Here is a 4,262-nt window from a genome sequence, read left to right on the forward strand (position 1 = left end):
CATCCATTATGCCGGGTTCCGGATTATGCCGCGCCGGTGTCCGAAGGCTAGCAATAACCCCAGCTACCGGCGCGGCCAGTCGGCATAATCAGAGCGTTTCCAGGAAGGCGAGCAGCTCGTCACTCGGACGATAGCGGCCAACGGGTGCGGATAGAGGCTCTGTCTTTGCCATCGCTTGCTCCTTCAACTGGATATCCGCGTGGATATACATTTGCGTTGTTTCGACGCTCTCGTGGCCGAGCCAGAGTGCAATCACCGTCCGATCGACGCCGTTCTGCAGAAGTTGCATGGCAGCCGTATGGCGCAGGACATGGGGTGTCACGCGTTTGCGCTTCAGGGTGGAGCAATGTTGAGAAGCCATACCCACGTGGCAACGGACAATGCGCTCGACGGCATCACGGCTGAGGCGATCGCCGCGGTTGCTGACGAACAGAGGCTCGGTCTCGGCGCTGGCACGCTCGGCAAGCCAAATGCGGAGGGCCTTAACACAGTCTTTCCTGAGCGGGGTTGCGCGCTCCTTCCGTCCCTTGCCTATACACCGGACATGGGCGCCGGTTCCCAAAGCGATATCGCCGCAGGTCAAATTGACTAGCTCCGAGACGCGGAGGCCGGTCTGTACGGCGAGCAAGAGAAGGGTACGATCGCGTCGGCCACTCCAGGTCGAAGGCTCGGGCGCGGCAATGAGCGCGTCGATTTCCGTGCGAGTCAGATAGTCGATCGTCCGTTTCTCGTGCCGTTTGGACGGCATCGCCAAAACGCGCTGGCAGTGGTGCAAGAGCTGTGGTTCGTTGACGGCTACATATTTGAAGAATGACCGGATCGCCGCCAGGCGCGTGTTGCGGCTCCGGGCAGCGTTTCCGCGTGTGGTCTCAATATAGCTCAGGAATCCGCCAACGAGATCCGCGCCGATATCGGCAACCTGGAGGTCCGTCGGCTCTCGTCCGACTTGCGCGGTAGCGTACTTGAGCAGCAGGCGGAATGTGTCACGATAGCTTGCGATCGTATTCGGGCTGGCGTGAAGCTGGGTCGCGAGGCGCTCCGTGAAGAAGCGCTGCACATAGATGGGGAGCGGATAGGTCTTCATTCTGCGCCCCGCTCCACAATCGACAGTTCCGCGCGGTCGGCGGCCAGTTGCAGGAGCTCCGGAACCGCCTCGATGTACCAGTACGTGTGCTCTGGGTCCGTGTGTCCCAGGTAGGTGCTGAGCTTGATCATCTCGCGATCGGCATCGAGACCCTTTCGATACCAGTCCATGATCGTGCGGACAGCGAAGGTGTGCCTGAGATCGTGAATGCGCGGACCGCGGCCGTGGCGGGTGAAGTCCTGTGGCTCGCGAATGCCAAGCCGCTGCGACACCTGGGCGAAGTTGTAGCGGGCACCACAATCGGTCGGTCGCTCACTGCTCTCAAAGCGGAAGAACGGCCTGGAGCCGTTGCCAAGGATGCGGTCTCGCTCGGTGCGGTAGGCGCGAAGTTGGCCGGCGGCACAGGTCGTTATCGGGACGAAGCGCGACTTGCCGTTCTTTCCGCGCCGTACGGTGAGCACCGCCGAATCGAGATCGACATCCCCATCGTCGAGACCGATCGCCTCGCTGACGCGCAACCCCGTAACTGCGATCAGCCCGAACAGCGTTGAGCAGGTCCAACCGCGAAGTCCATAAGAGGAGGGAAGCCGCGCTGCTTCTGTCACGATCGCGGCGATCTGATCAGGGGTGTAGATGTAAGGCCGCGATCGTCGGAATTTTCCGGATATCAGACCTGCCGGCGGAATCTCAGTGCGCGGATCGATCCCCTGCAGCCAGTTCGCAAAGCCACGCACCATGCCTAGGCGACAGCACCAAGTGTTGTTGTTCGCCGATCCGAAGTGCTCCTTCCAGCGCAGGAACAGATCGGCGGTGATGTGATCCGCCCCCTCGGCGTCAGCAAATGCGGTGAAGCGGCGCATCACGCGTTCGTAGAAGGACAAATCGGCGCCAAGGCTGCGCCGTACGGCGAGATACTGCTCGAGGCGATCAGTGAGCGATCTCATTGGGCGCCTCCCGCAACCGGCCAGGCCCGCGCGATCGACCGCAAGCCTTCGATGTCGTGCTTGGCGTAGATTGTGGTGGTCATACGGGAACGATGCCGCAGCACATCCCCGATTTCGTCGAGCGAGGCTCCGTTGCGAAGCATGTCGGTGGCAAGGCTGTGGCGGAGCACATGGGAGCCGACGTATTTTTGCGGCGGCTTCAACCCGGTCTTTTCGAAGGCGCTGCGCAGAATAGTGTTCAGGATCTGCGCATCCTCGAAAGGGCGATACGGGATCTTGCTGGAGACGAACAACGCTCGCGATTCTCCACGACGTCCGTTTCTGAGGTAATCGACGATGGCCTCGCCCACTTCCGACGGAAGTGGCATGCGGTCATGCAATTTGCCCTTACCTCGGATCAGGATCTCGCCGGCTCGCCAATCGATATCCTCAAGCCGGATCGCGATGACCTCGGGCGATCGCAGCCCGAGGCGAGCCATGACCAGCAGCATCGCGTAATTGCGGCGGCCGACAGGATCGTCCGTACGGACCGCCTCGATCAGCCGTCGAACCTCGTCCGATCGGAGATAACGCGGCAGGTTCGCCGGTTGCGGCTGGACCATGCGCGGAACGCTGTTGGCCAGATTGCGCTTCGTCTTGCCGCTCCAAAACAGGAACTTGAACAGGTTGCGCAGATGCGTCGGCGGTGTCTTGTCCCGGTAGGGCCGCGATCCAGCCTTGAGCTGACCGAGGAAAGCAATGATGTCGTCAGGAGTGATTGCGTTAAGGTCACCCAGCAAGGCCCCGAAGCGGAAGGCCATGAACCGTTCGAGAAAGCGTTGACAGTGATAGATTGTTGCCTCGCTCAAGGCACGCTGCTGACGCAAATAGGCGTCGTATTCCTCGCGCAGACGGTCCAGAGCCGTCGGCTCCGTGCCGGGCGGTTCGAGCAGACTGGCAACACCGGTATCGACGAGATAGTCGATGAACCGGGTCAGGCAAAATTTCGCGTAAGTGCGCGCGCTCTCGCTTGTTTCCGCCAGCACGGCCCGCCGAACGGCTTCCAGCACTACCCCGTCGAGTTTGCCGAAACTGAGGCTGCGCTTCTGGACCTCCGCGCAGAATCGCCCGACGGTGCCCTCATAGGTACGCACAGTGCATCGTGCATACCCTTGCGCTCTTAGTCGTTCCAGGAATTCTTGGCTGCAACGCGCGGTCCAAGTCGTCCTGATTCCCGTTTCGCCACTTACAACTTCCCCTGAGATCATAGATCATTCCTTTCGTTTCAGGTGAAAGGCGCAATCCCTGATTTCAGAAGGTCAGTTCGCAAGCAAAATCGGTTGCAATCCCGTAAAGGCGACCTGCACTGCACGAGATCAGTCGCCTAAAAGGCGCTTTCAACGTTGCTTCGGCGGGCGTTTGACTGGAAGGATTGACTCGACCAAAAGCCGTCGATGGCATCCGCACCAAGAAGCGCAAGATTTGGCCCATTGCGGTCATTGCGCCTTCGGTGGAGGACCCATAACAGTATCGATAAAGGGGGCTTTTCGGGCTAGGTATTCCCCAATCCCATGCTGGTTCGTAGATTCCAGCTCTAACTTCAGCTTCTGATATCCTCGCCGCAGGTCGGCATCCTGCCTGAGCATATTGCGGAAGAGCAGCATCCTGGAAATCTGCCAATGCCCCGTAAGGCAAACATGGACCTTATGGGTTCGGATTCCCTCAACATCGCGACGATAAAAGTGGTGTCCTTCCGAGAGGTTCGTTCCTCGTACATATCCGAACGATGCCATTGCCTGACCAATTTCGGCTTCATCTCCGTGATCAGAGACCACCACCAACAGATCGATTTCTGGCTTTGCGGCAAGGCCCGGAACTGCCGTGCTTCCAACATGATGTATTTCAACCGCCTTAGTGCCGAACACTCCTTCAAGCCGAGCCTTTTCAGCATCGAACATGTCAGGCCATCGATCGTCGTACTCGGAAATCTTGCTAGTCAACGCCATCACGCCCTCCAACAGCAACGCGGTCACAAGCCTAATGCATATGGTCGTAGATTAAACGCCCGAAACTGGCGCAACTTGCTCATTCAGAGGAGCAAAGCGTGGGGTCGCCGTACACCCCTCTGCGACTACTTGGCTCTGATTGAACCGACCTTCGGGACAGACCGCAAGCGTTCTTATGCCGAGATCCTTCGCCGAAAACATGGCTTATTCCTCGCTCCGCGCGGCATAATCCGGAACCCGGCATAATGG

General features: G+C 59.3%; 4 protein-coding genes. All 4 read right to left on the reverse strand.

Annotated features, from left to right (window positions below):
• Positions 1 to 88 precede the first annotated feature (88 nt).
• Complete coding sequence (locus ACIQUG_RS34595) at positions 89 to 1,084, reverse strand: tyrosine-type recombinase/integrase (protein ID WP_402326923.1); 996 nt, start codon at positions 1,082 to 1,084, stop codon at positions 89 to 91.
• Complete coding sequence (locus tag ACIQUG_RS34600) at positions 1,081 to 1,965, reverse strand: tyrosine-type recombinase/integrase (RefSeq protein ID WP_402326924.1); 885 nt, start codon at positions 1,963 to 1,965, stop codon at positions 1,081 to 1,083. The genes ACIQUG_RS34595 and ACIQUG_RS34600 overlap by 4 nt, the downstream gene beginning before the upstream one ends.
• A gap of 59 nt (positions 1,966 to 2,024) precedes the next feature.
• Complete coding sequence (locus ACIQUG_RS34605) at positions 2,025 to 3,275, reverse strand: site-specific integrase (protein WP_402326925.1); 1,251 nt, start codon at positions 3,273 to 3,275, stop codon at positions 2,025 to 2,027.
• 228 nt (positions 3,276 to 3,503) lie between these two features.
• Entirely contained in the window at positions 3,504 to 4,013 is a 510-nt protein-coding gene (locus tag ACIQUG_RS34610; RefSeq protein ID WP_402326927.1) for a GrpB family protein, read from the reverse strand.
• Between the last annotated feature and the right edge of the window lie 249 nt (positions 4,014 to 4,262).

The organism is Ensifer sp. NPDC090286, assembly GCF_044769565.1.
In the GTDB taxonomy this organism is placed as follows: Bacteria; Pseudomonadota; Alphaproteobacteria; order Rhizobiales; family Rhizobiaceae; genus Ensifer.